Source organism: Kitasatospora sp. NPDC092286 (genome assembly GCF_044755565.1).
GTDB lineage: Bacteria > Actinomycetota > Actinomycetes > Streptomycetales > Streptomycetaceae > Kitasatospora.
The window spans coordinates 32,495-55,234 of the sequence record NZ_JBIVRD010000021.1; the positions used below are offsets into that span (position 1 = coordinate 32,495).

Annotated in this window: 22 protein-coding genes and 1 riboswitch; of the genes, 19 read left to right on the forward strand and 3 right to left on the reverse strand. The window is 72.1% G+C overall.

The window, feature by feature from the left end:
• Window positions 1-17: 17 nt before the first annotated feature.
• Window positions 18-578 carry a YcxB family protein gene (locus tag ACIQIB_RS21825; RefSeq protein ID WP_363610474.1) on the forward strand — a complete coding sequence of 187 codons (561 nt, stop codon included), beginning with the start codon at window positions 18-20 and terminating at the stop codon, window positions 576-578.
• Here ACIQIB_RS21825 and ACIQIB_RS21830 read toward each other — a convergent pair.
• Window positions 575-2,272: a hypothetical protein gene (locus tag ACIQIB_RS21830; RefSeq protein WP_400759862.1), complete on the reverse strand. Its 1,698-nt coding sequence runs from the start codon at window positions 2,270-2,272 to the stop codon at window positions 575-577. The genes ACIQIB_RS21825 and ACIQIB_RS21830 overlap by 4 nt on opposite strands.
• A gap of 62 nt (window positions 2,273-2,334) precedes the next feature.
• Entirely contained in the window at window positions 2,335-2,718 is a 384-nt protein-coding gene (locus ACIQIB_RS21835) for a metalloregulator ArsR/SmtB family transcription factor (RefSeq protein WP_363610470.1), read from the reverse strand.
• Between the two features lie 81 nt (window positions 2,719-2,799).
• Window positions 2,800-2,993, forward strand: a riboswitch (cobalamin riboswitch).
• A gap of 31 nt (window positions 2,994-3,024) precedes the next feature.
• On the opposite strand from ACIQIB_RS21835, the gene ACIQIB_RS21840 reads away from it, so the two are divergent.
• From ACIQIB_RS21840 to ACIQIB_RS21865, 6 genes are all read left to right on the forward strand, one after another.
• Window positions 3,025-4,191, forward strand: coding sequence for a HoxN/HupN/NixA family nickel/cobalt transporter (locus ACIQIB_RS21840; protein WP_400759865.1), 1,167 nt, complete (start codon window positions 3,025-3,027; stop codon window positions 4,189-4,191).
• Between the two features lie 83 nt (window positions 4,192-4,274).
• Complete coding sequence (locus ACIQIB_RS21845) at window positions 4,275-5,381, forward strand: aminopeptidase P family protein (RefSeq protein WP_363610466.1); 1,107 nt, start codon at window positions 4,275-4,277, stop codon at window positions 5,379-5,381.
• An 83-nt stretch (window positions 5,382-5,464) separates the two neighbouring features.
• Window positions 5,465-6,028, forward strand: a complete 564-nt coding sequence (efp, locus tag ACIQIB_RS21850; protein ID WP_363610464.1) for an elongation factor P — start codon at window positions 5,465-5,467, stop codon at window positions 6,026-6,028.
• 4 nt (window positions 6,029-6,032) lie between these two features.
• The gene (gene nusB, locus ACIQIB_RS21855; RefSeq protein ID WP_063346766.1) at window positions 6,033-6,470 is read left to right on the forward strand and encodes a transcription antitermination factor NusB; all 438 of its coding nucleotides are present in this window, start codon (window positions 6,033-6,035) and stop codon (window positions 6,468-6,470) included.
• A 142-nt stretch (window positions 6,471-6,612) separates the two neighbouring features.
• Window positions 6,613-7,440 (forward strand): thioesterase family protein, encoded by an 828-nt coding sequence (locus ACIQIB_RS21860; RefSeq protein WP_363610462.1) that lies wholly within the window; start codon window positions 6,613-6,615, stop codon window positions 7,438-7,440.
• Window positions 7,441-7,592: 152 nt separating this feature from the next.
• A complete protein-coding gene (locus ACIQIB_RS21865; protein ID WP_400759867.1) occupies window positions 7,593-8,492 on the forward strand; it encodes a hypothetical protein in 900 nt (299 codons plus the stop codon).
• Window positions 8,493-8,600: 108 nt separating this feature from the next.
• Here ACIQIB_RS21865 and ACIQIB_RS21870 read toward each other — a convergent pair whose 3' ends face one another.
• The gene (locus ACIQIB_RS21870) at window positions 8,601-9,104 is read right to left on the reverse strand and encodes a transcriptional regulator (RefSeq protein WP_045692870.1); all 504 of its coding nucleotides are present in this window, start codon (window positions 9,102-9,104) and stop codon (window positions 8,601-8,603) included.
• 329 nt (window positions 9,105-9,433) lie between these two features.
• Here ACIQIB_RS21870 and pyrR point away from each other — a divergent pair, with 329 nt between their 5' ends.
• The 12 genes from pyrR (at window position 9,434) to coaBC (ending at window position 22,611) form a co-directional block, all read left to right on the forward strand.
• Entirely contained in the window at window positions 9,434-10,057 is a 624-nt protein-coding gene (pyrR, locus tag ACIQIB_RS21875; RefSeq protein WP_363610458.1) for a bifunctional pyr operon transcriptional regulator/uracil phosphoribosyltransferase PyrR, read from the forward strand.
• Window positions 10,058-10,061: 4 nt separating this feature from the next.
• Entirely contained in the window at window positions 10,062-11,039 is a 978-nt protein-coding gene (locus ACIQIB_RS21880; protein WP_363610456.1) for an aspartate carbamoyltransferase catalytic subunit, read from the forward strand.
• Between the two features lie 26 nt (window positions 11,040-11,065).
• A complete protein-coding gene (locus tag ACIQIB_RS21885) occupies window positions 11,066-12,370 on the forward strand; it encodes a dihydroorotase (RefSeq protein WP_400759999.1) in 1,305 nt (434 codons plus the stop codon).
• Window positions 12,367-12,933: a hypothetical protein gene (locus tag ACIQIB_RS21890; protein ID WP_363610454.1), complete on the forward strand. Its 567-nt coding sequence runs from the start codon at window positions 12,367-12,369 to the stop codon at window positions 12,931-12,933. The genes ACIQIB_RS21885 and ACIQIB_RS21890 overlap by 4 nt, the downstream gene beginning before the upstream one ends.
• Window positions 12,930-14,117 (forward strand): glutamine-hydrolyzing carbamoyl-phosphate synthase small subunit, encoded by a 1,188-nt coding sequence (carA, locus tag ACIQIB_RS21895; protein WP_363610452.1) that lies wholly within the window; start codon window positions 12,930-12,932, stop codon window positions 14,115-14,117. Before ACIQIB_RS21890 ends, carA begins: the two co-directional genes overlap by 4 nt.
• The gene (carB, locus tag ACIQIB_RS21900; protein WP_400759870.1) at window positions 14,110-17,421 is read left to right on the forward strand and encodes a carbamoyl-phosphate synthase large subunit; all 3,312 of its coding nucleotides are present in this window, start codon (window positions 14,110-14,112) and stop codon (window positions 17,419-17,421) included. Before carA ends, carB begins: the two co-directional genes overlap by 8 nt.
• Window positions 17,422-17,545: 124 nt before the next feature.
• Window positions 17,546-18,646 carry a quinone-dependent dihydroorotate dehydrogenase gene (locus ACIQIB_RS21905; protein WP_363610448.1) on the forward strand — a complete coding sequence of 367 codons (1,101 nt, stop codon included), beginning with the start codon at window positions 17,546-17,548 and terminating at the stop codon, window positions 18,644-18,646.
• Window positions 18,647-18,686: 40 nt separating this feature from the next.
• Complete coding sequence (pyrF, locus tag ACIQIB_RS21910) at window positions 18,687-19,520, forward strand: orotidine-5'-phosphate decarboxylase (protein WP_363610446.1); 834 nt, start codon at window positions 18,687-18,689, stop codon at window positions 19,518-19,520.
• 404 nt (window positions 19,521-19,924) lie between these two features.
• On the forward strand, window positions 19,925-20,251 hold the full coding sequence (gene mihF, locus ACIQIB_RS21915; RefSeq protein WP_030056187.1) for an integration host factor, actinobacterial type: 327 nt from the start codon (window positions 19,925-19,927) through the stop codon (window positions 20,249-20,251).
• Between the two features lie 48 nt (window positions 20,252-20,299).
• Entirely contained in the window at window positions 20,300-20,857 is a 558-nt protein-coding gene (gene gmk, locus ACIQIB_RS21920) for a guanylate kinase (protein ID WP_363610444.1), read from the forward strand.
• Window positions 20,858-20,893: 36 nt separating this feature from the next.
• Window positions 20,894-21,166, forward strand: a complete 273-nt coding sequence (gene rpoZ, locus ACIQIB_RS21925; protein WP_363610442.1) for a DNA-directed RNA polymerase subunit omega — start codon at window positions 20,894-20,896, stop codon at window positions 21,164-21,166.
• Between the two features lie 191 nt (window positions 21,167-21,357).
• A complete protein-coding gene (gene coaBC / locus ACIQIB_RS21930; RefSeq protein ID WP_363610440.1) occupies window positions 21,358-22,611 on the forward strand; it encodes a bifunctional phosphopantothenoylcysteine decarboxylase/phosphopantothenate--cysteine ligase CoaBC in 1,254 nt (417 codons plus the stop codon).
• Window positions 22,612-22,740: the final 129 nt, after the last annotated feature.

Consider the following 22,740-nt stretch of genomic DNA (forward strand, 5'->3'; position numbering starts at 1 on the left):
GGGCGCGCTAGCATCCGGTGCCGATCAAGGAGAAGGACGTGCACATGGGTGAGGACCAGCGGACCGGGACGCGGCTGGAGCTGTCGTACCGACCGACCGCGGAGGATTTCCGGGAGGCGCTGACCGCCCGGGCGAAGATCTCCGCCACGGGCCGGCGGACCCGTTGGCTGCTGACCGTGGCGGCGGTGTGCGCGGTGGTCGGCTCCGTCCTGTCCGTGACGTCGGGCGAGGGCGTCAGCTCCTCACTCGTCGTGATGCTCCTCGTCACCCTGCTTCTGCTCGCCCTGCCGTGGCTCCAGGCGCGGCAGTTCCACCGCCTGACGGAGGGCAAGGGGGAGTACCGGGCCGTCGTCGACGACTCCGGCGTCACCGTCAGCACCGAGCAGTCGTCGAGCACCCTCACCTGGCAGGCCGCGCCGCGCTTCGTCGAGACGCCCCGGCTCTTCGTCCTGCTGAGCGGTGACCGGAACGCCTCCTGCCTCACGCTGCTGCCCAAGCGGGGCATCGCCGAGGGCGCCGACGTCGACCGGCTCCGCGCCGTCCTGGACCGGCACCTGTCCAGGGCCGGGAAGCCCTAGCTGTTCTGACCCGGGCGGCGGGTGAACGCGACCCGGGTGCGGCGGTCGCCGGTGCGGACGGTGAGGCCGTGTTCCGGCAGGCCGGCCGGGTCGCCGCCGTCGGCGAGCCAGAGGGCGACGGCGGCGCCGAGCAGGAGGGGGTCGAGGTGCGGTGTGGCCGCACCCCAGGGGCGTTCGGCGTGGGCCTCCAGCAGCAGGCCGCCGCGGAGCCGCAGCAGATGGCGGGCCTTGCCGAGAGCGGCCACGGCCACGCCGAGGCCCGGCAGTTGGGCCGCGGTGTCGGCGAGCCAGCGCTCGGCGGGCAGTTCGGCGCGGACTTCGGTACGGGCCATCACCTCGGCGCTGTGACGCAGCGCGAGCGTCGGCTCCTCGGCGCTGACCGCGTAGCTGCCCCGGGCCTCGCGGTGGTCCGGGCCGACCGGGTAGCGCCGCAGGCGGACCTCGGTGCCCCGGCGCTCCCCTTCGACGTCGTACGCCGTCGGGCCGGGCAGGGCCGTGGGCAGCGGGACCGGTCGCGGGTACGGCGGCTGGCGAGGTTCGTCGTCCGGTTCGTCCACCTGCCGCAGATAGGAGTAGAGCAGCGGGCGCAGCAGCCGGGCGGACTGGCCCTGCCGGCCGAGCGAGCGGTCGGTGATCGGGCGCAGCGCGGCCCGGTCCGGCTTCGCCAGGGCCTGTTCCAGCTGGGTGAGCAGGTCGCCGTCGGGGTCGAGCGGCGGCGCGGCCTGGCCGAAGGCGTAGGTGGGGGAGCGGGGGTCGAGTTCGTCGGCGCCGGTGGCGACGAGCAGGGTGTGGCGTTCCAGGGCGGCGCCGTAGAAGGAGACCGAGCCGTGGTCGCCGATCAGGCAGTCGGCCGCGACGAGGGCGGCCTGCCAGCCCTGGTCGGGCGGGACGAGCCGCAGTCCGGACCGTTCGGCGGCGGCGAGCAGCGCCGCGGGGTCGTGCCGGGCCCAGATGTTGGGGTGCAGGACGACGGCGACGGTGTACTCGTCGGCGGGGAGCCGGCCGACCAGACGCAGCGGCAGGTCGGGGTGGCGTCCGAACAGGGAGTGCTCGCTCCAGGTCGAGTTGACGACGACCAGGCGGCGGCCGTCCACGGCGCCCAGCGCGGCGCGGTACCCGTCCCGGCCGTCCAGGCTGCGCAGCATCCGGTCGAAGCACGGGTCGCCGACCACGCGTGCGCGGGGCAGGGCCTCGGGGCAGGAGATCCGCAGCCGGTCGAGCTGCTCCTCGTGGGAGAGGCCGATCACCGCGGGGAACACCCGCCCCCAGTGGGTGAGTTCGCGGCGGGAGAGGCCGGCGGCGGAGACGGTGTCGCCGGTGGACCGGGTGACCAGGCGGTTGTAGCCGGCACCGTGCGGCAGCACGATCAGCGGGGCTTTCAGCCGGGCCATCGAGCGGTGCACCGCGCAGGCGACCGCGAGGTCGAACCGCCGCCGGGTGGCCTCGCGCCAGTCCAGCACGGTGATGCCGGTGAGGCCGGCGAGGAAGCCGTCGAGCCCGGTGGCGAACGCGGAGCCGGGGTTGACGGTGAGGTAGAGGCGGATGCCGTCCTGGCCGCGCAGCAGGGTGAGCACGTCCAGTACCCGGGTGGCGGAGGTGAGGGTGCGGGCGACCGCCAGCACGCGGGCCCTGACGGGCCGGGTGTCCCAGCGGTCGTCATCGGGCCAGGCGCGGGCCTGCGGGCGGAACGGCACACGAAGATCGTACTGAACCGCCCCTGGCCGGGGGCGGTTGTCCGGCTGTCCCCGAGGGCCGGTCAGCCGGCGGCCGCGGAGGGCTCGTGGTGCTCGGCGGCGGCACACGAGTCCAGCAGGGGGCGCATGCCGTCGTCCACGAGCCGGTAGCGCACCACGCGGCCGTCCTTGTCGCCGCTGACCACGCCGGCCGTGCGCAGCAGGCGCAGGGCCTGGGAGACGGCCGGGTCACGCATGCCGGTGGCGACCGCGAGGTCGGTGACGGCGAGCGGGCCTGCCCGGTGCAGGGCGAGCAGCAGGGCGAGCCGCCCGGGGTCGGCGAGCAGCGAGAACCGCTCGGCCCAGGACCGGACGTGCGCGGTGTCGCCGATCGCGGCGATGGCCTCGCAGACCCGGTGTCCGTCGATGGTGCGGTGGCCCGCGCGGTCGGCCGGTACGAGATGCATGGCCCCATTCTTGCAGTCCGCGTCCTGTGATTCTGAACACCTGCGCAGGTGCGCAGCCTTGCAAGGGTGTCCCACGGGCCCTACGGTGTTCCCCGCCGTGGTGCTCGGGAAGACCGGTGACGGATCCTCAGGGATCCCAGTCCGGAGCGGCCCTCGCCACTGTGATCGGGGGGAGTCGTCCGTACCCACGACGCCACTGGGCGCCTCGCGCGCCTGGGAAGGCGGGTACGGGAGCCCCGTAAGCCAGGAGACCGGCCACGGCATCTCACGAAGCCATTCCACGAGGTGCTGGAGCGTGATCCGAAGATGACCCTGCCCGAAACCGCCACCCCGGCGACACCGTCGGTGTTGCCCACTTTCCGTTGGAAACGCCAGGACACCATCCGCACGGCCGGGCTGATGGGGGTGATCCTGGCCATGCACGTGGCGGCGTTCGGGACGCTCATATTCCTGGTGGCACCGCACGAGTACACGGTCGGCACCCAGGTCTTCGGTGTGGGCCTGGGGATCACCGCCTACACCCTCGGCATGCGGCACGCCTTCGACGCCGACCACATCGCGGTGATCGACAACACCACCCGCAAGCTGATGGCGGACGGCAAGCGGCCGGTCTCCGTGGGCTTCTGGTTCGCGCTCGGGCACTCCTCGATGGTGGTGCTGATGGCCGCCCTGGTGGCGGGCGGGGCGCAGCTGGCCAACACGCTGATGGACGACGACTCCACCACCCACAAGTGGCTGGGCGTGGTCGGCACCACCGCCTCCGGTGCCTTCCTCTACCTGATCGGCGCGCTCAACCTGGCCGCCCTGCTCGGCATCCTGAAGGTGTTCCGGTCGATGCGGGCCGGCCGGTACGACGAGGCTGAGCTGGAGGAGCACCTCAACGCGCGCGGCTTCCTCGCCCGGGTGCTGAACCGGGCGACCCGCTCGATCACCCGGCCCGGCCAGATGTTCCCGGTGGGCATGGTGCTCGGCCTCGGCTTCGACACCGCGACCGAGGTGACCCTGATGGTGATGGCCGGCTCCGGCGCGGCGGCCGGTCTGCCCTGGTACGCGATCATCTGCCTGCCGCTGCTGTTCGCGGCGGGGATGAGCCTGTTCGACACGCTGGACGGGACGTTCATGAATTTCGCGTACCAGTGGGCGTTCGCCAATCCGGTGCGCAAGGTGTACTACAACCTGACCATCACTGGGCTGTCGATCGCGGTGGCGTTCATCATCGGCACCATCGAGCTGGTCGGGGTGCTGCACGAGAAGCTGGACCTCACCGACCCGGTCAGCGGGTGGATCGCCGACCTCTCGCTGGACAACGTCGGCTATGTGATCGTCGGCCTGTTCGTGGTGGTCTGGGTCGCGGCGATCGCCTACTGGCGGCTGGCCGGGGTGGAGCGGCGCTGGTCCCCGCAGACCCAGCACGCGGGGGCCCGGCCGACGCCGGCCGGGGAGGCCACGGAGGCCACGGAGGCCAAGGCCTGAGCCGGGCGCGGCCCGGCCCCGGCCCCGGCCCGGTCGGGCCCGCCCGACGGGCGGATCGGGGCGGCGCTCCGTAGGCTCGACGCATGGCTGATGCGTACGCGGGTCGGCGGGAGCGGCTGAGGGAGCACTGCGGTGCGACCGGGGCCGACGCGGCGCTGATCACCAGGCCGGCGAACGTGCGCTATCTGACCGGGTGCGCGCCCTGCGGGGCGACGCTGCTGCTCACCCGGGAGCGGGCGCTGCTGGCGCTGCCGGACGACCTGCCGCCGGACGACACCGGGGAGCACCTGCTCGGCGAGGACCTCACCCAGGTCCCGGTCGCGGCGGGGGAGGACACCGCGCTGGCCGCCGCCGCGGCCGCCGGGCGGCTCGGCGTGGACGACCTGGCGGTGGAGGAGCACGACCTGACGGTCACCCGGCACCGGTCGGTGGCGGGCCTCGCCGAGGGGGTCAGACTGGCGGGCCTCGGACCGGTGGTCGAGCGGCTGCGGGTGGTCAAGGACGAGCACGAGATCGCCGACCTGCGGATCGCCGCCGAGATCGCCGACCAGGCGCTCGGCGAACTGCTGGAGTCGATCCTGGTCGGCCGCACCGAACGGCACCTGGCGATGGAGCTGGAGCGCCGGATGATCGACCACGGTGCGGACCGGGCGGCCTTCCCGGTCTCGGTCGGCACCGGCAGCCACTCCGGTCAGCAGGCCCACCAGCCCACCGACCGCCGGGTGGAGGAGGGCGATTTCCTCACCGTCGTGCTCGGCGCCCAGTACCGGGGCTACGGCGTCTCCACCGCCCGGACCTTCGTGATCGGCGCCGCCCCCGCGCCCTGGCAGGTCGAGCTGCACCGGCTGGTGTTCCGGGCCCAGCGGGCCGGACGGGAGGCGCTCGGGCCTGGCGTCGAGCAGTGCGTACCCGACCAGGCGGCCCGGGCGATCCTCCAGGCGGCCGGGCACACCGAGCCCTCCCCGCACCCGGTCGGGCACGGCATCGGGCTGGAGATCCGGGAGGCGCCGCGCCTGGGCCCGTCGGACATGGGTAAACTGGACAGCCGCGTGCCGGTCACCGTCGGCCCGGGAGTCCACCTCCCGGGTAAGGGCGGTGTCCGGATCGAGGACACGCTCGTGGTGCGCCCCCTCGAAGAGGGCGGGCCCGAGCTGCTCACCATCACCACCAAGGAGCTCCTCGCCCTGTGACCCGCGGCCGCCCGGCGGCTGCTGCGGGCGGCAGGACGCAACCCTTGGTTCCTTGACAGCTATATCCAGGAGTTAGTGCGCCCGTGGCTTCCACGAACGATCTCAAGAACGGCATGGTCCTCAAGCTGGAGGGCGGCAAGCTCTGGTCCGTCGTCGAGTTCCAGCATGTCAAGCCCGGCAAGGGCCCGGCCTTCGTGCGCACCAAGCTCAAGGAGGTCCTGACCGGCAAGGTCGTCGACAAGACCTTCAACGCCGGCACCAAGGTCGAGACCGCCAACGTCGACAAGCGCGGCATGCAGTTCTCGTACAAGGACGGCGAGAACTTCGTGTTCATGGACACGGACACCTACGACCAGGTGACGATCGAGCCCGCCGTCGTCGGCGACGCCGCCAAGTACCTGCTGGAGGGCTTCGACGCCCTGGTGGCCATGTACGAGGGCTCCCCGCTGTACATCGAGCTCCCGGCCTCGGTCGAGCTCGTGATCTCCCACACCGAGCCGGGCGTCCAGGGCGACCGCTCGACCGGCGGCTCCAAGCCGGCCACCCTGGAGACCGGCGCCGAGATCGCGGTGCCGCTGTTCATCGTGACCGGTGAGAAGATCAAGGTCGACACCCGCGACGGCAGCTACCTCGGCCGGGTGAAGTAAGTCCGTGTCGGCCGCACGCAGCAAGGCCCGTACCCGGGCCTTCCAGATCCTCTTCGAGGCCGACCACCGCGGGGTGGACCCGCAGCGCGTCCTCGCCGACTGGGTGGCCCGCGCCCGGGAGCCCAAGCCTGACGAGGGCACCCCGCAGGTCGGCGAGTACACCATGGAGCTGATCGAGGGCTACGTTCAGCACGCCCGCCGGATCGACGACCTGATCTCGCAGTACGCGGTGGGCTGGACGCTCGACCGGATGCCGATCGTGGACCGCAACGTCCTGCGGCTCGGCGCGTACGAGCTGATCTGGGAGGACGGCGTCCCGGACGCGGTCGTCCTGGACGAGGCCGTGGAGATCGCCAAGGAGTTCTCCACGGACGACTCCCCGGCGTTCGTCAACGGTCTGCTCGCCCGCTTCCTGGAGCTCAAGCCGAGCATCCGCCGCTAGGGATCGTCCGACGAACCCTGGGCACACCCCGACGCACGGCCGCCGGACCGGAAACGGTCCGGCGGCCGTCGTGCGTTCCGGACGGGTGGCGTATGTTGGGGCTACTCATCGGTAACCCCGCAGTGAAGGGCAGGCCACCCCCATGACCACGGCGACCCGCAGCGAGTTCGACCAGGGCATCGCCCTGACCCGGCACCCGGACGAGCCCGGCCGCTACGACGGTGAGCTGGGCGCCGGCTGGCAGATCGGCGGCGGCGTCAACGGCGGACTGCTGCTCGCGATGGCCGGCCACGCCCTCGCGCTGGAGCACGGCGAGCACACCGACCCCGTCTCGATCAGCGGCTACTACCTCTCCGCCTCCCACCCCGGCCCGGCCACCGTCCGCACCGAGGTGCTCCGTACCGGCCGCGGCCTCTCCACCGGCACCGCCTCGCTCAGCCAGGACGGCGTCGAGCGGCTGCGGGTGGTCGCCAGCCACGGCGACCTCGCCACCGCCGACGGCGAGGTGCGCACCACCGCCCGGCCGCCGCAGCTGCCCCCGCCGGACCGGTGCATCGGCATGGAGCACGCCCCGAAGGAGCTGGTCCGGCAGGCCGCCCTGCTGGACCGCTTCGACCTGCGGCTGGACCCGGCCACCGTCGGCTGGGCGCTCGGGCAGCCGTCCGGCACCGGCCGGATCCAGGGCTGGTTCAAGCTCGCCGACGGCCGCGAGCCCGACCCGCTGCTGCTCCTGCTGGTCGCCGACGCCCTGCCGCCGGTCACCTTCGACCTCGGCCTGCCCGGCTGGGCGCCCACCGTCGAGCTGACCGTCCACCTGCGGGCCAGGCCGGTGCCCGGCTGGCTGCGGGTCACCCACGCGACCCGCAACCTGGCCGGCGGCTACTTCGAGGAGGACGCCGAGGTCTGGGACGAGTCCGGCCGCCTGGTCGCCCAGTCCCGCCAGCTGGCCCGGGTGCCGCGCCCGGCGTGAGGCCCGGGGCGGACGCCCCAAGCCGCGCCTCACGGTCGGTTACAGTCCTGTGACACGCCGTACGTGTGCGGCGCGCGGGGCGGGGGAGGACAACGGTCAGCGGCACGCCCGCCGCTGACCGTCACCCGTCCAGGACGCCCCAGGAGCCACCGATGAGCCGCAACGGCCGCACCCGCCGCATCACCGACTGCACCGCCGGCGGCGGCCTCCGCCCCCGGCTGCGGTCGCCGCACGGGCGTCGCCGGGCCGACGCAGGCGAGCAGGCCTTTGTGATCGGTGTCCTGACCAGCGCCGCCGACTTCGAGCGGGCCCGCGCCTGGCGGCTGTCCGACGCCCCCGACTACGCGTGCTACCTGCGGGAGACCGCCGAACTGCTGGCCGAGGCGCGCCGCCGGTTCGAGACCGTCCGGGCCCGGATGTTCCACCCGCAGGACTTCGAGGAGTTCTGCCTGCTGCACGGGCTCGACCCGGTCGAGCCGGCCGCCCGGGACCGCTACCTGGTCAACCCGCCGCTGCAGACCCAGCTCCTGGCCTACCAGGGCGAGGAGCTGGCCGGGGACTTCGTCCCGCGGCTGGCCCGGGCCCGGGAGAACGGGCTGACGCTGCGCCACGCCGACCTGCTGCTCGACGGCGGGCTCTACGACGAGCGGGGCCGCGGGGTCCGTGAGGCCTACCAGCGCGGGGCCGAGGTCTTCCGCCGGATGCTGGTCGGCGCCGGCCCCGGCGTGTACGAGCTGCGCCTCGCCGTGGACGCGCCGGGCGGCCGGCTGACCGTCGCGGCCCGGGTGCTGCAGTGGGAGGACGGCGTGGTGCGGATCAACGACGAGGACCTCGACCTGCTCTGCGCGGTGCTCTGCACGGGCCTGGCCAGGGAGCTGCCGGGGCTGGCGGTGCTGCACGGCTCGCAGGGCTCGGCGGAGGCCTGCGGGGAGTACCGGCCCTCGGCGTGGGCCTGGGCCAGCGGCGGGCAGGACTGGGCGCCGGCGGCCGGCCCGGTGCGGCTGGACGGGGTGGCGGCGGAGCCGGGCTACCGGCTGGACACGGTCTGCTGAATCCCGGCGCGCGCCGTCCGGACGCACGACGGCGCGGCACCCGTGAATCCGGGTGCCGCGCCCTGGCGCATTCACCGTCTCCGCTGGTGGGAGCCGGTGCGGCGGGACTTAGCCCGCCTCCTCCTCACGCACCGCACGGCGCGCGTCGGGGTTCAGCACGCCCCACGAGATCAGCTGCTCGGTGAGGATCGACGGCGACTGGTCGTAGATCACGGCCAGGGTGCGCAGATCGTCCTGGCGGATCGACAGCACCTTGCCGTTGTAGTCGCCGCGCTGGCTCTGGATGGTCGCCGCGTACCGCTGCAGCGGACCGGCCTTCTCGGAGGGCACCTGGGTCAGTCGCTCCAGGTCCAGCACCAGGCGTGGCGGCGGTTCGGCCGCACCACCGGGCGTACCGCCGGGCAGGAGCTCCTGCACCGGGACGCCGTAGAACTCCGCCAGCTCGGCCAGCCGCTGCACGGTGACCGCACGGTCGCCGCGCTCGTACGAGCCGACGACGACTGCCTTCCAGCGCCCCTGGGACTTCTCCTCGACACCGTGCAGGGAGAGACCCTGCTGAGTGCGGATCGCTCGGAGCTTGCCTCCGAGTTGCTTCGCGTAGTCGCTGGACATTGATCTCCCCGGACGAGATTGCTTCGCGTTCAGTGGTGGGTCACGGGCGATTGCCGACGCCGTTACCGGTGGGTCCGACGTCCGTCTCGTAACTCACTGTGAGGTTACGTAGAGTGAGGTAGTTGCGTCAAGCCGAATGGGGCAGTCGTGCGAATGGTCCGCATCGGTGATGCGTCCGGCGCGTTAACCCGATGAAGCGGAATGATGGACGTCTGTTTGCCGGAGAGCGCGCTGGTAGGATGACCGAAGCCCACGCCGCATCGGCGGGGGCGATCCCAGACATCCTTTAAGGCCCGTCCCGTGAGGCGGGGAAGGAGGTCCGCTTCGGCATGACCGCAGACCACGAAACGACGCCGCGTCCGCCGCACCAGGTGCTGGACGGTACGGACATCACCCGGGTGATCACCCGGATAGCGCATGAGATCGTCGAGCGCGCCAAGGGCGCGGAGGACGTCGTCCTGCTCGGCATCCACACCAGGGGCGTCCATCTCGCCCGCCGCCTGCACGCCAGGCTGGCCCAGATCACCGGCCGCGAGATCCCGCTCGGCACCCTGGACATCACCATGTACCGGGACGACCTGCGGCTGAAGCCCGCCCGCGCCCTGGAGCACACCGAGATCCCGGCCGACGGCATCGACGGCAAGCTCGTCATCCTCGTCGACGACGTGCTCTTCTCCGGCCGCACCATCCGCGCCGCGCTCGACGCGCTCAACGACATCGGCCGCCCGCGCGCCGTCCAGCTCGCCGTCCTGGTCGACCGCGGCCACCGCGAGCTGCCCATCCGGGCCGACTACGTGGGCAAGAACCTCCCCACCTCGCTGCGCGAGGCCGTCCAGGTCCGCCTCGCCGACACCGACGGCGTGGACGCCGTCCTGGTCGGCGACCGCGACTACGCGTCCCGCTCCTCGCAGGCCCTGGCCTCCCAGCCGTCCGAACCGCACCTCCCGGAGTAACCGCGTGAAGCGCCACCTCGTCTCCGCCGCCGACCTCACCCGCGACGACGCGCTGCTCATCCTGGACACCGCCGAGGAGCTGGCCCAGCTCTCCGGACGAGCCGTCAAGAAGCTGCCCACGCTCCGCGGCCGCACCGTCGTCAACCTCTTCTTCGAGGACTCCACCCGCACCAAGACCTCCTTCGAGGTCGCCGAGAAGCGGCTCTCCGCCGACGTCATCAACTTCTCCGCCAAGGGCTCCTCCGTCTCCAAGGGCGAGAGCCTCAAGGACACCGCGCTCACCCTGCAGGCGATGGGCGCCGACGCGGTCGTCATCCGCCACCACGCCTCCGGCGCGCCCGCCCGGCTCGCCCAGTCCGACTGGCTGCACGGCAGCGTCATCAACGCCGGTGACGGCACCCACGAGCACCCCACCCAGGCGCTGCTCGACGCCTTCACCATCCGCCGCCACCTCAACCCGGGCCTCGGGCAGGACCTCGCGGGCCGGCGGGTGACCATCGTCGGCGACATCCTGCACAGCCGGGTCGCCCGCTCCAACGTCCACCTGCTCACCACCCTCGGCGCCCAGGTCACCTTCGTCGCCCCGCCGACGCTGCTGCCGATCGGCATCGAGAACTGGCCCTGCGAGGTCAGCTACGACCTGGAGCGGGTGCTCCCCAAGACGGACGCGCTGATGATGCTCCGGGTGCAGCGCGAGCGGATGAACGCCGCGTTCTTCCCGACCGAGCGCGAGTACAGCCGCCGCTACGGCCTGGACGGCATCCGGATGGCGCAGCTGCCCGAGCACGCCGTCGTGCTGCACCCCGGCCCGATGGTCCGCGGCATGGAGATCACCGCCGAGGTCGCCGACTCGCCGCGCTGCACCGTGGTCGAGCAGGTCGCCAACGGCGTCTCCGTCCGGATGGCCGTTCTCTACCTGCTCCTCGGCGGAGCCACCCTCTCCGACGCCCCCCGTAACGACTCCAGCGAGACCGCCCAGTGAACGAGCGAAGCGAGCGAACCGACAGCATGGTCACCTACCTGATCCGCAACGCCCAGATCCTCGGCGGCGCCCCGCAGGACCTCTACCTCGCCGACGGCGTCGTCCGCGAGATCGGCACCGCCCTCGCCGTCGAGGCGGACATCGAGATCGACGCCACCGGCCTGATCGCGCTGCCCGGCCTGGTCGACCTGCACACCCACCTGCGCGAGCCCGGCCGGGAGGACGCCGAGACCGTCCTCACCGGCACCCAGGCCGCCGCCAAGGGCGGCTTCACCGCCGTGCACGCGATGGCCAACACCTTCCCGGTGGCCGACACCGCCGGCGTGGTCGAGCAGGTCTGGCGGCTCGGCCAGGAGTCCGGCTACTGCGACGTGCAGCCGGTCGGCGCCGTCACCGTCGGCCTGGAGGGCAAGAAGCTCGCCGAGCTGGGCGCGATGCACGACTCCGCCGCGGGCGTGCGGGTCTTCTCCGACGACGGCAAGTGCGTGGACGACGCGGTGATCATGCGCCGCGCCCTGGAGTACGTGAAGGCCTTCGACGGGGTCGTCGCCCAGCACGCCCAGGAGCCGCGGCTCACCGAGGGCGCCCAGATGAACGAGGGCCAGGTCTCCGGCGAGCTCGGGCTCGGCGGCTGGCCGGCCGTCGCCGAGGAGGCGATCATCGCCCGCGACGTGCTGCTCGCCGCGCACGTCGGCTCCCGCCTGCACGTCTGCCACGTCTCCACGGCGGGCTCGGTGGAGATCATCCGCTGGGCCAAGGCCAAGGGCTGGGACGTCACCGCCGAGGTCACCCCGCACCACCTGCTGCTCACCGATGAGCTGGTCCGCTCCTACGACCCGGTCTACAAGGTGAACCCGCCGCTGCGCACCGAGGCCGACGTGCAGGCGCTGCGCAAGGCGCTCGCGGACGGCACCATCGACGCCGTCGCCACCGACCACGCGCCGCACCCGGCCGAGGACAAGGACTGCGAGTGGGCCGTCGCCGCGATGGGCATGGTCGGCCTGGAGACCGCGCTGTCGGTCGTCCAGCAGACCATGGTCGACACCGGCCTGCTGAACTGGGAGGGCGTCGCCGACCGGATGTCGCACCGCCCGGCCCGGATCGGCCGTCTCACCGGACACGGGCGTCCGGTCTCGGTCGGTGAACCGGCCAACCTGGTGCTGTTCGATCCCGCGTACCGTGGTGCCGTGAACCCCGACAGCTTCGCCACCCGCAGCCGCAACACCCCCTACCGGGGCCTGGACCTGCCCGGACGGGTGCACGCCACCTTCCTGCGGGGCACCGCCACCGTGCTGGCCGGCGAGCTGGCCGTGCAGGGCGGGCTGGCGTGACCCCCTTCGCCCCGCTCGCCCAGGAGCAGGCCAAGGTCACCAACTGGCCCGGGTACATCGGCTGGGCCGTCGGCCTGCTGATCGTGATCGGCCTGGTCTACTGGCTGATGCGCCAGGGCTGGAACTGGCGCCGCACGCTCCAGTCCGGCCTCCCCGCACTGCCCGCCGTGCCGGCCGGCGCGGGCCGGACCATCCTGGAGACCAGCGGCCGGTACCACGGCACCACCACCGCCGGGAACTGGCTGGACCGGGTCGTCGCGCACGGCCTGGGCACCCGCAGCCGCGCCGACCTGACCCTCGGCGAGGACGGGCTGCTGGTCCGGCGGCCCGGTGACGTCGACCTCTGGATCCCGGCCGCCAACCTGACCGGGGCCCGGACGGACTCCGGGATCGCCGGCAAGGTCGTCCCGTCCGGACTGCTCGTCGTCACCTGGACGCTCGACGGCACCGCACTGGACTCCGGCTTCCGGGCCGACCACCCCGACGAGCACGCCGCCTGGGTCGAGGCGATCGCTCGCATCGCAACACGTACGAAGACGAAGACGGAAGAGGCCGCCACATGACCGCACCTGCCCCCACCACGCAGCGCCAACGGCGGGAACGAGTCCCCGCCGTGCTCGTCCTGGAGGACGGCCGGACCTTCCGCGGCCAGGCCTACGGCGCCCTCGGCGAGACCTTCGGCGAGGCGGTCTTCAACACCGGCATGTCCGGTTACCAGGAGACCCTGACCGACCCGTCGTACCACCGCCAGGTGGTCGTGATGACCGCCCCGCAGATCGGCAACACCGGCTGGAACGACGAGGACGACGAGTCCAGGCAGATCTGGGTCGCCGGCTACGTCGTGCGCGACCCCGCCCGCGTCCCGTCCAACTGGCGCTCGCGCCGCTCGCTGGACGAGGAACTGCACAACCAGGGCGTCGTCGGCATCAGCGGCATCGACACCCGGGCGCTCACCCGCCACCTGCGCGAGCGCGGCGCCATGCGCTGCGGAATCTTCTCCGGCACGGCGCTGGAGGACGACACCACCCTGCTGGCCAAGGTGCAGCAGGCGCCCGAGATGAAGGGCGCCGACCTGTGCGCCGAGGTCGCCACCACCGAGCCGTACGTGGTGCCCGCCATCGGTGAGAAGAAGTTCACCGTGGCCGCGCTGGACCTCGGCATCAAGGCGATGACCCCGCAGCGGATGGCCGAGCGCGGCATCGAGGTGCACGTGCTGCCGGCCAACTCGACCATCGAGGACATCTACGCCGTCAACCCGGACGGCGTGTTCTTCTCCAACGGCCCGGGCGACCCGGCCACCGCCGACCACCAGGTCGCCGTCGCGCAGGGGGTGCTGGAGCGCAGGACCCCGTTCTTCGGCATCTGCTTCGGCAACCAGATCCTCGGCCGCGCGCTGGGCTTCGGCACCTACAAGCTCAAGTACGGCCACCGCGGCATCAACCAGCCGGTGCAGGACCGCACCACCGGCAAGGTCGAGGTCACCGCGCACAACCACGGCTTCGCCGTGAACGCACCGCTGGACAAGGTGAGCGACACCCCGTACGGCCGGGTCGAGGTCTCCCACGTCTGCCTCAACGACGACGTGGTCGAGGGCCTCCAGGCGCTCGACGTGCCCGCCTTCAGCGTGCAGTACCACCCCGAAGCGGCGGCCGGCCCGCACGACGCGGCCTACCTCTTCGACCGGTTCGTCGAGCTCATGCGAGGCGACGACAACAGCGTGAAGCTCATGGAGGGCCAGCGTGCCTAAGCGCACTGACATCAAGTCCGTCCTGGTCATCGGGTCCGGCCCGATCGTGATCGGCCAGGCCGCCGAGTTCGACTACTCGGGCACGCAGGCCTGCCGGGTGCTCAAGGCCGAGGGCCTGCGGGTCATCCTGGTCAACTCCAACCCGGCCACGATCATGACCGACCCGGAGATCGCCGACGCCACCTACGTCGAGCCGATCACCCCGGAGTTCGTCGAGAAGATCATCGCCAAGGAGCGCCCCGACGCGCTGCTCCCCACCCTCGGCGGGCAGACCGCGCTCAACACCGCGATCTCCCTGCACTCCGCCGGCACGCTGGAGAAGTACGGCGTCGAGCTGATCGGCGCCGACGTCGTGGCGATCAACAAGGGTGAGGACCGCGAGCTCTTCAAGGGCGTCGTCGAGGCCGTCAACGCCAAGATCGGCCACGGCGAGTCCGCCCGCTCGGTCATCTGCCACACCATGGACGACGTGCTGGCCGGGGTCGACACCCTCGGCGGCTACCCGGTCGTCGTCCGGCCCTCCTTCACCATGGGCGGCGCCGGCTCCGGCTTCGCCCACAACGAGGAGGACCTGCGCCGCATCGCCGGCCAGGGCCTGACCCTCTCGCCGACCACCGAGGTGCTCCTGGAGGAGTCCATCCTCGGCTGGAAGGAGTACGAGCTCGAGCTGATGCGCGACAAGAACGACAACGTCGTGGTCGTCTGCTCGATCGAGAACTTCGACCCGATGGGCGTGCACACCGGTGACTCGATCACCGTCGCCCCGGCGATGACGCTGACCGACCGCGAGTACCAGATCCTGCGCGACATCGGCATCGCCGTCATCCGCGAGGTCGGCGTCGACACCGGCGGCTGCAACATCCAGTTCGCCGTCAACCCGGACGACGGCCGGGTCATCGTCATCGAGATGAACCCGCGCGTCTCCCGCTCCTCCGCGCTGGCGTCCAAGGCCACCGGCTTCCCGATCGCCAAGATCGCCGCGAAGCTCGCCGTCGGCTACACCCTGGACGAGATCCCCAACGACATTACCGAGCAGACCCCGGCCTCCTTCGAGCCGGCCCTCGACTACGTCGTGGTCAAGGTCCCGCGGTTCGCGTTCGAGAAGTTCCCGAGCGCCGACGCCACGCTGACCACCACCATGAAGTCCGTCGGCGAGGCCATGGCCATGGGCCGCAACTTCCCCGAGGCGCTCAACAAGGCGCTGCGCTCGCTGGAGAAGAAGGGCTCCCAGTTCACCTGGACCGGCCCGGTCGGGGACAAGGCCGCGCTGCTGGAGAAGTCCGTCGTGCCGACCGACGGCCGGATCAACACCGTCATGGAGGCCATCCGGGCCGGCGCCACCCAGGAGGAGGTGTTCGAGGCCACCAGGATCGACCCGTGGTTCGTCGACCAGCTCTTCCTGCTCGACGAGATCGCCGCCGAGCTGGCCGGGGCGGGCGAGCTCACCCCCGAGCTGCTGCGCCACGCCAAGCGGCACGGCTTCTCCGACCAGCAGATCGGCGAGATCCGCGGCCTCAAGCCGGACGTGGTCCGCGAGGTCCGGCACGCCCTCGGCATCCGCCCGGTGTTCAAGACCGTCGACACCTGCGCCGCCGAGTTCGCCGCCAGGACCCCGTACTTCTACTCGTCCTACGACGAGGAGAACGAGGTCGCCCCGCGCACCAAGCCCGCCGTGATCATCCTCGGCTCCGGCCCCAACCGCATCGGCCAGGGCATCGAGTTCGACTACTCCTGCGTCCACGCCTCGTTCGCGCTGGCCGACGCCGGGTACGAGACCGTGATGGTCAACTGCAACCCGGAGACCGTCTCCACCGACTACGACACCTCCGACCGGCTCTACTTCGAGCCGCTCACCCTGGAGGACGTGCTGGAGATCGTCCACGCCGAGCAGCAGGCCGGACCGCTGGCCGGCGTCATCGTCCAGCTCGGCGGCCAGACCCCGCTCGGCCTGGCCCAGGCGCTCAAGGAGAACGGCGTCCCGATCGTCGGCACCCAGCCCGAGGCGATCGACCTCGCCGAGGAGCGCGGCGCCTTCGGCCGGGTGCTGCGCGACGCCGGCCTGCCGGCCCCCAAGCACGGCACCGCCTTCTCCTTCGACGAGGCCAAGTCGATCGCCGACGAGATCGGCTACCCGGTCCTGGCCCGCCCGTCCTACGTGCTCGGCGGCCGCGGCATGGAGATCGTCTACGACGAGGCCTCGCTCGCCTCCTACCTGGAGCGGCACGCCGGCCTGATCTCCGAGCACCCCGTCCTGATCGACCGCTTCCTCGACGACGCGGTGGAGATCGACGTCGACGCGCTCTACGACGGCACCGAGCTCTACCTCGGCGGCGTCATGGAGCACATCGAGGAGGCCGGCATCCACTCCGGCGACTCCGCCTGCGCCCTGCCCCCGATCACCCTCGGCGGCTACGACATCAAGCGGCTGCGCGCCTCCACCGAGGGGATCGCCCGCGGCGTCGGTGTGCGCGGTCTGATCAACATCCAGTTCGCCCTCTCCGGCGACATCCTCTACGTGCTGGAGGCCAACCCGCGCGCCTCCCGCACCGTGCCGTTCACCTCCAAGGCCACGGCCGTGCCGCTGGCCAAGGCCGCCGCCCGGATCTCGCTCGGCGCCACCATCGCCCAGCTGCGCGCCGAGGGCCTGCTCCCGGCCGAGGGCGACGGCGGCACCCTGCCGGCCGACTGCCCGATCTCCGTCAAGGAGGCCGTGATGCCGTGGAGCCGCTTCCGCGACGTCCACGGCCGCGGCGTGGACACCGTGCTCGGCCCGGAGATGCGCTCCACCGGCGAGGTCATGGGCATCGACAAGGTCTTCGGCACGGCGTACGCCAAGTCGCAGGCCGGCGCCTACGGCGCGCTCCCGACCAAGGGCAAGGTCTTCGTCTCCGTCGCCAACCGCGACAAGCGCAACCTGGTCTTCCCGGCCCGCGCGCTGGTCGGCCTCGGCTTCGAGCTGCTCGCCACCGCCGGCACCGCCGAGGTGCTGCAGCGCGGCGGCATCCCCGCCACCGTGGTGCGCAAGCACAGCGAGGGCGAGGGCCCGAACGGCGAGAAGACGATCGTCCAGCTGATCCACGAGGGTGCGGTCGACCTCATCATCAACACGCCGTACGGCACCGGTGGCCGCCTCGACGGCTACGAGATCCGCACCGCGGCCATCGCCCGCGCCGTGCCCTGCCTGACCACCGTCCAGGCCATGGGCGCCGCCGTCCAGGGCATCGACGCGCTGCTGCGCGACGAGGTCGGGGTGATGTCGCTCCAGGAGCACGCCGAGCTGATCAACGCCGGCCGCGCCAAGTAGCACCACCGCAGTGGGGGGCACCGAACCGCCTGGTGCCCCCCACTGCCATGCCCGCCCCTCGTCCGTCGCCGTCCGCCGCGCCCGCCGTCGCCCGTCGCGCCCGCGCCTCCTGTTGGGAGCTGCCATGTACAAGCTGCTGTTCGATCTCGTCTTCAAGAAGATGGACCCCGAGAAGGCCCACCACCTCGCCTTCTTCTGGATCCGGCTGGCCTCCTCCGTGCCCGGCCTGCGCACCCTGGTGCGCCTGGTGCTCGCCCCGCGCGACCGGGCCCTGCACACCACCGCCCTCGGCCTCGACCTGCCCGGCCCGTTCGGTCTGGCGGCCGGCTTCGACAAGAACGGCGTCGGCATCGACGGCCTGTCGATGCTCGGCTTCGACTACGTCGAGATCGGCACCATCACCGGCGAGCCCCAGCCCGGCAACCCGGCGCCCCGGCTCTTCCGCCTGGTCGAGGACCGCGCGCTGATCAACCGGATGGGCTTCAACAACCAGGGCTCGGCCCGGGTCGCCGCCCGCCTCGCGGCCCGCCCGCACACCAGCTCCACCCCCGTGGTCGGCATCAACATCGGCAAGACCAAGGTGGTCGAGGAGGCCGACGCGATCGCCGACTACGTCAAGAGCACCGAGCGCCTCGCCAAGTACGCCGACTACCTGGTGGTCAACGTCAGCTCGCCGAACACCCCCGGGCTGCGCAACCTCCAGGCCGTCTCCCACCTCGGCCCGCTGCTGTCCGCCGTCCGCGAGGCCGCGGACCGCACCACCCCGCACCATGTGCCGCTGCTGGTGAAGATCGCCCCCGACCTGGCCGACGAGGACGTCGACGCGGTCGCCGACCTCGCCCTGGAGCTCGGCCTGGACGGCATCATCGCCACCAACACCACCATCGGCCGCGAGGGCCTGCGCGAGAGCGCCGCCCGGATCGAGGAGATCGGCATGGGCGGCCTGTCCGGCGCCCCGCTCAAGGCCCGCGCCCTGGAGGTGCTGCAGCGCCTGCGCGCCCGGACCGAGGGCCGGCTGACGCTGGTCTCGGTCGGCGGCATCGAGACCGCCGAGGACGCCTGGCAGCGCATCATCCACGGGGCCGACCTGGTCCAGGGCTACAGCGCCTTCATCTACGAGGGTCCGTTCTGGTGCCGCCGCATCCACAAGGGCCTCTCCGCCCGCGTCCGGGCCGGCGGCTTCCGCGACCTGGCCGCCGCCGTCGGCAGCGCCAAGGCCTCCTGACCCCCTCTCACGAACTCACGAACGTTCCGGAAAGGACGTCATGACCCTCGCCCCGTTCGGCGCCCGCCTGCGCCACGCCCTCGACACCCGCGGCCAGCTCTGCGTCGGCATCGACCCGCACGCCTCCCTGCTCGCCGCCTGGGGGCTCGGCGACGACATCGCCGGCCTGGAGACCTTCAGCCGCACCGTGGTCGAGGCGCTGGCCGACCGGGTGGCCGTGCTCAAGCCGCAGGCCGCCTTCTTCGAGCGCTTCGGCAGCCGGGGCGTCGCGGTCCTGGAGAAGTCCGTGGAGGAGGCCCGCGCGGCCGGTGCGCTGGTCCTGATGGACGCCAAGCGCGGTGACATCGGCTCCACCATGGCCGCGTACGCCGAGGCCTTCCTGGCGCCCACCAGCCCGCTCTTCTCGGACGCCGTCACCGTCAGCCCCTACCTGGGCTTCGGCTCGCTGCGCCCGGCGCTCGACCTGGCGGCCGCGAACGGCGCCGGCGTCTTCGCGCTGGCGCTCACCTCCAACCCGGAGGGTGCCGAGGTGCAGCGCGCGACCGGCGCGGACGGCACCTCGGTGGCCGCCTCGGTGCTGCGGCAGCTGGCCGCCGAGAACGCCGGTGCCGAGCCGCTGGGCTCGTTCGGCGCGGTGGTCGGGGCGACCCTGGCGGACGCGGGCGTGGACCTGGCGATCAACGGCCCGCTGCTGGCCCCCGGGATCGGCGCCCAGGGCGCGACCATGGCGGATCTGCCGCGGGTGTTCGGCGCCTCGGTGCGCAACGTGGTGCCGAGCGTCAGCCGGGACGTGCTCCGGCACGGACCGTCGGTGCCGGCCCTGCGGGCGGCGGCGGAGCGCTTCGTCGGCGAGTACGCGGACGCGGTGAAGTAGGGCGCCGAAGTAGCGCGCGGCGGCGGCGGGTTCGGCTCCGCCCGGTCCGCCGGCGTCGCGTGGGACGGCCTCGCGGTGCGCCGGTAGCGCGCTGCGACGGCACGGACGGGTGGTGTGACGCCCGACGACTTGACGTGAGCGCCGTCACATCGGTGCCGCCAAAGGTCCGCAATCGCGGTCATTTTGCCCCGGAAAGTCCTGGTCGGCCTTGGCTGACCAGGACTTTTCGTGTTCTTTTCCTGACGCGGCGCCGCAATCCGGGTAGTGTCCGGCGATAGGTCATCGAAGAGCGGCGATTCCCGTTGCTCTCGCAGGTCAGAGCCGTACGGTTCCCCTGTGGCCGGTGTCCTGGGAACCACCAGTCATAGCTCAATCCCTTCCTTCCACACCCTGAGGTGAACGGCGTGGCTCTTCCGCCCCTTACCCCTGAACAGCGCACCGCCGCGCTCGCCAAGGCCGCCGAGGCTCGCCGGGAGCGCGCCGAGGTCAAGAACCGGCTCAAGCACTCCGGCGCCTCCCTGCACGAGGTGATCAAGGCCGGCAAGGCCGACAACGACGTGATCGGCAAGATGAAGGTCTCCGCACTGCTGGAGTCCCTTCCGGGCGTCGGAAAGGTCCGTGCCAAGCAGATCATGGAACGTCTCGGCATCAGCGAGAGCCGTCGCGTCCGCGGCCTCGGTACGAACCAGATCGCCTCCCTGGAGCGGGAGTTCGGCGGGGGTGCCGCCTGACCGTGCCCCGTGGTCCCGGCATCGTCCGCGATCCGGGATAATCGGTGCATGAGTGAGCGTCCGCGGCTGACCGTGCTCTCCGGCCCCTCGGGGGTCGGCAAGAGCACGGTCGTCGCTCATATGAGGAAGCAGTACCCCGAGGTCTGGCTCTCGGTGTCGGCGACGACCCGCCACCCGAGGCCCGGCGAGCAGGACGGGGTCCAGTACCACTTCGTCGACAACGACGAGTTCGACAAGCTGATCGCCAACGGCGAGTTGCTGGAGTGGGCGGTGTTCGCGGGCAACCGCTACGGCACCCCGCGCTCGGCGGTGCTGGAGAAGCTGGACCGCGGCGAGCCGGTCCTGCTGGAGATCGACCTGCAGGGCGCCCGTCAGGTGCGCGAGTCGATGCCCGAGGCCCAGCTCGTGTTCCTGGCTCCGCCGAGCTGGGACGAGCTGGTCCGCCGGCTGACCGGCCGGGGCACCGAGTCGCAGGACGTGATCGAGAAGCGGCTGGAGGCCGCCAGGGTCGAGCTGGCCGCGGAGTCGGAGTTCGACACAACCCTTGTCAACACCTCCGTCGAGCAGGTAGCGGCCGAACTGCTAGCCTTGCTCGGTGTAGCCTGACCTGTCTGTCTTTTCCACCTTTCGGAAGGTTTTCGCGTGTCCTCTTCCATGACCGCGCCCGAGGGCATCATCAACCCGCCGATCGACGAGCTGCTTGAGGCCACCGACTCCAAGTACAGCCTCGTGATCTACGCCGCCAAGCGCGCGCGTCAGATCAACGCCTACTACTCGCAGCTCGGTGAGGGCCTGCTGGAGTACGTCGGCCCGCTGGTCGACACCCACGTGCACGAGAAGCCGCTGTCGATCGCGCTGCGCGAGATCAACGCCGGCATGCTCACCGCGGAGGCGGTCGAGGCGGAGACCCGCTGAGCGGTCGTTGCCTGTTCTCTTGCCCGAAGGGCCCGGCGGAATCGTTTCCGCCGGGCCCTTCGGCCTGTCCGGGGCCGGGTGTTGGGCGGACGGCGTGCGTGCGCGGCTGTGCGTTCCGCCACAGTGCGGGTGATCGTCACGGGGCCGTAGGGTGAGCACGTTCTGACCAGGCCGGAGGAGGAAACGGGAGCATGAGCGCGAGCACGGACGCGAGTACGGACCGGACGGGCACCCAGGCCCCGCGGGTGGTTCTCGGCGTCAGCGGCGGCATCGCCGCCTACAAGGCCTGTGAACTGCTGCGCCGTTTCGCCGAGTCCGGCCACCAGGTCACCGTGGTGCCCACCGCCGCCGCGCTGCACTTCGTCGGCGAGGCCACCTGGGCCGCGCTCTCCGGCCGGCCGGCCGCCACCGAGACCTGGGACAAGGTCCACGAGGTGCCGCACGTGCGGATCGGCCAGCAGGCCGACCTGGTCGTGGTCGCCCCGGCCACCGCCGACCTGATGGCCAGGGCGGCCCACGGGCTGGCCGACGACCTGCTCACCAACACCCTGCTCACCGCCCGCTGTCCGGTGGTGCTGGCGCCCGCCATGCACACCGAGATGTGGGAGCACCCGGCCACCCGGGAGAACGTCGCCACCCTGCGCCGCCGCGGTGTCATCGTGCTGGAGCCCGCGGTCGGGCGGCTCACCGGCAAGGACACCGGCAAGGGGCGGCTGCCCGAGCCGTCCGCGATCTTCGACGCCTGCCGGGCCGTGCTGCGCCGGGGCGCACCGTCGGGTGACCTGGCGGGCCGGCACGTGGTGGTGTCGGCCGGCGGGACGCGCGAGCCGCTGGACCCGGTGCGCTTCCTCGGCAACCGCTCCTCCGGCAAGCAGGGCTACGCGCTCGCCGCGACCGCCGCGGCGCGGGGCGCCCGCGTGACATTGATCTCGGCCAATGCCGAGCCGGCCGATCCGGCGGGGGTGGATGTGGTGCATGTCTCGACCGCGCTGGAGCTCCGGGACGCCGCGCTGAAGGCGGCGGCGGACGCGGACGCCGTGGTCATGGCCGCCGCGGTGGCCGACTTCCGGCCCGCCGAGTACGCCACCGGCAAGATCAAGAAGGTCGAGGGGGTCGAGCCGGCGCCGGTCGCGCTCGTCCGGAACCCGGACATCCTGGCGGAGCTGTCGGCCCACCGTGCCCGTTCGGGTCAACTGGTCGTGGGTTTCGCGGCGGAGACGGACGACGTGCTCGCCAACGGCCGCGCCAAGCTCGCACGCAAGGGCTGTGACCTGCTGGTGGTCAACGAGGTGGGGAACGGGAAGGCGTTCGGTACGGACGTCAACGAGGCCGTGGTGCTCGGCTCGGACGGGAGTGAGACGGTTGTTCCGGTGGGGCCCAAGGAGGCGCTCGCCGATGTCGTCTGGGACCTGATCGCGAAGCGGCTGGAACCGGTCGCCCGGTGATCTGAACCGACAATCGTCCGGTCTTGATTTCCGGAATGGAGTGACGGTTGCCGGTAGCCGACCGTTACACTCCAGGAATCAAGTCTTTCCGGATGTCCCCGGTCCGCCGGGGGCCTTCAGTCAGCAGCC

Bases quoted from the DNA above. Each gene is read 5' to 3' on its own strand.
- ACIQIB_RS21870 (WP_045692870.1), bottom strand. From the start codon at position 9,104: ATGTCCAGCGACTACGCGAAGCAACTCGGAGGCAAGCTCCGAGCGATC.
- pyrR (WP_363610458.1), top strand. From the start codon at position 9,434: ATGACCGCAGACCACGAAACGACGCCGCGTCCGCCGCACCAGGTGCTG.
- pyrF (WP_363610446.1), top strand. From the start codon at position 18,687: ATGACCCTCGCCCCGTTCGGCGCCCGCCTGCGCCACGCCCTCGACACC.
- ACIQIB_RS21840 (WP_400759865.1), top strand. From the start codon at position 3,025: ATGACCCTGCCCGAAACCGCCACCCCGGCGACACCGTCGGTGTTGCCC.
- ACIQIB_RS21865 (WP_400759867.1), top strand. From the start codon at position 7,593: ATGAGCCGCAACGGCCGCACCCGCCGCATCACCGACTGCACCGCCGGC.
- carA (WP_363610452.1), top strand. From the start codon at position 12,930: ATGACCGCACCTGCCCCCACCACGCAGCGCCAACGGCGGGAACGAGTC.
- ACIQIB_RS21860 (WP_363610462.1), top strand. From the start codon at position 6,613: ATGACCACGGCGACCCGCAGCGAGTTCGACCAGGGCATCGCCCTGACC.
- coaBC (WP_363610440.1), top strand. From the start codon at position 21,358: ATGAGCGCGAGCACGGACGCGAGTACGGACCGGACGGGCACCCAGGCC.
- gmk (WP_363610444.1), top strand. From the start codon at position 20,300: ATGAGTGAGCGTCCGCGGCTGACCGTGCTCTCCGGCCCCTCGGGGGTC.
- ACIQIB_RS21905 (WP_363610448.1), top strand. From the start codon at position 17,546: ATGTACAAGCTGCTGTTCGATCTCGTCTTCAAGAAGATGGACCCCGAG.
- ACIQIB_RS21885 (WP_400759999.1), top strand. From the start codon at position 11,066: ATGGTCACCTACCTGATCCGCAACGCCCAGATCCTCGGCGGCGCCCCG.
- ACIQIB_RS21835 (WP_363610470.1), bottom strand. From the start codon at position 2,718: ATGCATCTCGTACCGGCCGACCGCGCGGGCCACCGCACCATCGACGGA.
- ACIQIB_RS21845 (WP_363610466.1), top strand. From the start codon at position 4,275: ATGGCTGATGCGTACGCGGGTCGGCGGGAGCGGCTGAGGGAGCACTGC.